This is a genomic window from Janthinobacterium saanense (assembly GCF_014200675.1).
Lineage (GTDB): Bacteria > Pseudomonadota > Gammaproteobacteria > Burkholderiales > Burkholderiaceae_D > Janthinobacterium.
In genome coordinates this window covers 1-4476 of the sequence record NZ_JACHCI010000042.1, presented here as the reverse complement: position 1 = coordinate 4476, position 4476 = coordinate 1, and the positions used below count along the sequence as shown (strand labels likewise).

3 protein-coding genes and 1 pseudogene are annotated in these 4476 nt (G+C 59.3%); all 4 read right to left on the bottom strand.

Going from position 1 to position 4476, the window contains the following annotated elements; translation table 11 throughout:
* On the bottom strand, positions 1–827 hold an 827-nt coding region (locus HDE72_RS27530), incomplete at its 3' end, for a type VI lipase adapter Tla3 domain-containing protein (protein WP_183748777.1).
* Positions 828–850: 23 nt separating this feature from the next.
* The gene (locus tag HDE72_RS27525) at positions 851–2353 is read right to left on the bottom strand and encodes a type VI lipase adapter Tla3 domain-containing protein (RefSeq protein WP_183748775.1); all 1503 of its coding nucleotides are present in this window, start codon (positions 2351–2353) and stop codon (positions 851–853) included.
* Between the two features lie 142 nt (positions 2354–2495).
* Complete coding sequence (locus HDE72_RS27520) at positions 2496–3998, bottom strand: type VI lipase adapter Tla3 domain-containing protein (protein ID WP_183748773.1); 1503 nt, start codon at positions 3996–3998, stop codon at positions 2496–2498.
* 143 nt (positions 3999–4141) lie between these two features.
* Positions 4142–4476: pseudogene (locus HDE72_RS27515) on the bottom strand (DUF2875 family protein); the annotation flags it as partial.

Here is a 4476-nt window from a genome sequence, read left to right as displayed (position 1 = left end):
GCCAGATACAGCCGCCGCGCCACGCCATAGGTGTTGAGGTCATCGACGCTGGCCTCGGGCGGCGCATCGTCGTAGGCAAACTTCCGCACTGCGTCGATCCGTTCACGCCGCGCCAGCACGAACAGGGCGGAAGCGTCGGGCATTTCGGGGATGTAGCGGCCGTTTTTAAGTAGTTCGGGAGTATTGGGGAGGCGGTTGCTATCACGTGATTCCATGCCGTCATGTGAATTCAAGATGATGTATGGCACATCAGGGTTTGCGTCAAAAAATGCAAATACATCCTCTAAAATATGGTCAGGATACTCATCGAAGTGTCTTTTGCTGGCCACAAATAAATGCCAGTGCATGCCGGAGGAAGAGGTGCTTCCTGCCAATCCCAATATCGGCGCGTCTGGCGTGTCCTGCATGGCGGGATCTTCAATGGGGCCTTCAGCGTTAAATATCGGTACAGCAAAATACATCGGTGTGTTCAATGCACCATTTTCAAGCGAATCTCCTGCACGTCCGCCACTCATGCCAGCTTTATCCAGGCTGCTCCAGGGATATTTTTCTTTATCTTGCTCCCGAATACTCGCATAGGCATTTCCCTTTTGTAGCGCCTCCCAAAGTTTGCCCTGGCGGTATTTATCCAGGGTGACGCCCATGCTGATCACCTCCAGTACATATTCCCGCTTTTCCTGTTCGCTGGGGGCGGTCTGTTGTGTCGCCGGCTTTTGTACTGCTGCAGGCTTGTGTGACCGCGTCCAGCTTGAACCCAGCAAGCTTGCCGCGACGATCGGTGGTATGAGCAACAGCCACTGCAGGTATTGTCCTAATTTGCTACGCATCGTCCCTCCTGACAGGAAGTGAGTCAATTGGCCGGATAGTTGGCCGGATCGATGGCCGGTGCGACGTGGTGCCGGAACACATCGCCGCCGTGCGGGTGATGCTGCGTGCGGCGTTTTTCGTCTGACGGCGGGCTGATCAGGACTATCGTGGCTTCCTCGGGATTGCGCAGGTTGACCACCGCGCTGACGCCGCCATCGCGGTAGCTGCCCATCACGGCGATGGCCATCTGCACGAACAAGGTGGCCGCGCCCGTATTGCCCAGGCGCTGGTCGGTATCTATCCATTGCGCGGGTTTGCCGCTATCGAGTTCCGTCCCACCGTTTTCCGCATGTTTCAAGAGTGTCTTGTGCAGCGCCACCAGTTGTTCGGTATTGCCGCCGGTGGCCGCGATCAGGCGCTGCGGCGCTGCGGGCCGCTCGGCTTCGGGCAGGTTGCGCAGCGCCTCCTGCCAGCCCGTTTGCAAGGCCAGTTCGCGCTGGTCGCGCCGCGTGAGCGGCTTGCCCTCGCCATCCCGCATCTTGACGAAGGTAGGCCGGTGGATAAAACCCAGGGTGGGCAAGCGGTCGATCTGCGCCAGCTGTTCCTTGTTGAAGGGCAGGGGAAACCACGGCGTGGATTGCCAGTCCCTGGGCGGATGGTAGGTCTTGGGATTGAGCTTGTCGAACATGCTGAAGGTACCCGTGCCTCGGATATCGGGGCGCCGGGCAAATTGCGCGGCGACGGGCAGCCATTCTTCTATCGTAGGCTGGCGTTGGGTAAATGCATTCGGGTCTTCTTTCTTGCGGGGGTGGGGCACCGCCCGCATTAACTGGTCGTAAGCCAGATACAGCCGCCGTGCCACGCCATAGGTGTTGAGGTCATCGACGCTATCCTCGGGCGGCGCATCGTCGTAGGCAAACTTACGCACTGCGTCGATCCGTTCACGCCGCGCCAGCACGAATAGGGCGGAAGCGTCGGGCATTTCGGGGATGTAGCGGCCGTTCTTGACGAGTGATGGTGATCCGTTGGGCCGGTACAGATCGCGCGTGGGCGTGCTGTCCTCGGAATTGAGCACGATGTAAGGCACGTCGGGGTTCGCGTCGAAAAAAGCAAACACGTCTTCCAGAATATGATCAGGGTGTTCGTTAAAGCGGCGCGGACCGGCGACAAATAGATGCCAGTGCAGTCCGGACGGGGCGGCGCCAGCGGCCAAACCTATCACAGGCGAGTTGGGGCTATCCAGCATGCGTGAATTAAAGATGGGTGGTTCAGCATTAAACACGGGCACACCGAAATACATGGGGATATAGTTTGCGGCATTTTCCAGCGTGTCACCGCCGCGACTACCGGCTATGCCGGATCTTTCCATGGCATCCCAGGGATATTTTTCCTTGTCCTGCTCCCGTATGCTGGTATAGGCATTTCCCTTTTGTAGCGCCTCCCAGAGCTTGCCCTGGCGGTATTTATCCAGGGTGACGCCCATGCTGATCACCTCCAGCACATATTCCCGCTTTACCTGTTCGCTGGGGGCGGTCTGTTGTGTCACCGGTTTTTGTACTGCTGCAGGCTTGTGTGACCGCATCCAGTTTGAACCCAGCAAGCTTGCCGCGACGATCGGTGGTATGAGCAATAGCCACTGCAGATACTGACCTATTTTGCTGCTCATCGTGCCCCCCGCAGGAAGTGTGTCAATTGGCCGGATAATTGGCCGGATCGATGGCTGGCGCAACGCGGTGCCGGAACACGTCGCCGCCGTGCGGGTGGTGCTGGGTGCGGCGTTTTTCATCTGACGGTGGGCTGATCAGGACGATCGACGCTTCCTCGGGATCGCGCAGGTTGACCACCGCGCTGACGCCACCATCGCGGTAGCTGCCCATCACGGCTATGGCCATTTGCACGAACAGTGTGGCCGCGCCCGTATTGCCCAGGCGCTGGTCGGTATCTATCCATTGCGCGGGTTTGCCGCTATCGAGTTCCGTCCCACCGTTTTCCGCATGTTTCAAGAGTGTCTTGTGCAGCGCCACCAGTTGTTCGGTATTGCCGCCGGTGGCCGCGATCAGGCGCTGCGGCGCTGCCGGTCGCTCGGCTTCGGGCAAGTTGCGCAGCGCCTCCTGCCAGCCCGTTTGCAAGGCCAGTTCGCGCTGGTCGCGCCGCGTGAGCGGCTTGCCATCGGCATCCCGCATCTTGACGAAGGTGGGGCGGTGGATAAAACCCAGAGTGGGCAGCCGGTCGATCTGCGCCAGCTGTTCCTTGTTGAAGGGCAGGGGAAACCACGGCTTGGGTTGCCAGTCCCTGGGCGGATGGTAGGTCTTGGGATTGAGCTTGTCGAACATGCTGAAGGTACCCGTGCCACGGATATCGGGGCGCCGGGCAAATTGCGCGGCGACGGGCAGCCATTCGGTAATCAGGGGTGGGCGTTGGGTGACTGCTGTCGGATCGCTTTCAAGGCGTGCTTGAGGGACGGTTCCCATTAACTGATCGTATGCCAGATACAGCCGCCGCGCCACGCCATAGGTATTCAAATCATCGACGCTGTCCTCGGGCGGCGCATCGTCGTAGGCAAACTTCCGCACTGCGTCAATACGTTCACGCCGCGCCAGCACGAACAGGGCGGAAGCGTCGGGCATTTCGGGGATGTAGCGGCCGTTCTTGACGAGTGATGGTGATCCGTTGGGCCGGTACAGATCGCGCGTGGGCGTGCTGTCCTCGGAATTGAGCACGATGTAAGGCACGTCGGGGTTCGCGTCGAAAAAAGCAAACACGTCTTCCAGAATATGATCAGGGTGTTCGTTAAAGCGGCGCGGACCGGCGACAAATAGATGCCAGTGCAGTCCGGACGGGGCGGCGCCAGCGGCCAAACCTATCACAGGCGAGTTGGGGCTATCCAGCATGCGTGAATTAAAGATGGGTGGTTCAGCATTAAATACGGGCACGCCGAAATACATGGGGATATAGTTTGCGGCATTTTCCAGTGTGTCACCGCCGCGACTACCGGATATACCGGATCTTTCCATGGCATCCCAGGGGTATTTTTCCTTGTCCTGCTCCCGTATGCTGGTATAGGCATTTCCCTTTTGTAGCGCCTCCCAGAGCTTGCCCTGGCGGTATTTATCCAGGGTGACGCCCATGCTGATCACCTCCAGCACATATTCCCGCTTTTCCTGTTCGCTGGGGGCGGTCTGTTGTGTCACCGGTTTTTGTACTGCTGCAGGCTTGTGTGACCGCATCCAGCTTGAACCCAGCAAGCTTGCCGCGACGATCGGTGGTATGAGCAACAGCCACTGCAGATACTGACCTATTTTGCTGCTCATCGTGCCCCCCGGCAGGAAGTGTGTCAATTGGCCGGATAATTGGCCGGATCGATGGCTGGCGCAACGCGGTGCCGGAACACGTCGCCGCCGTGCGGGTGGTGCTGGGTGCGGCGTTTTTCATCTGACGGTGGGCTGATCAGGACGATCGACGCTTCCTCGGGATCGCGCAGGTTGACCACCGCGCTGACGCCACCATCGCGGTAGCTGCCCATCACGGCTATGGCCATTTGCACGAACAGTGTGGCCGCGCCCGTATTGCCCAGGCGCTGGTCGGTATCTATCCATTGCGCGGGTTTGCCGCTGTCGAGTTCCGGGCCGCCTTCTTGCGCATGTTTCAGCAGCGTCTTGTGCAGCGCCA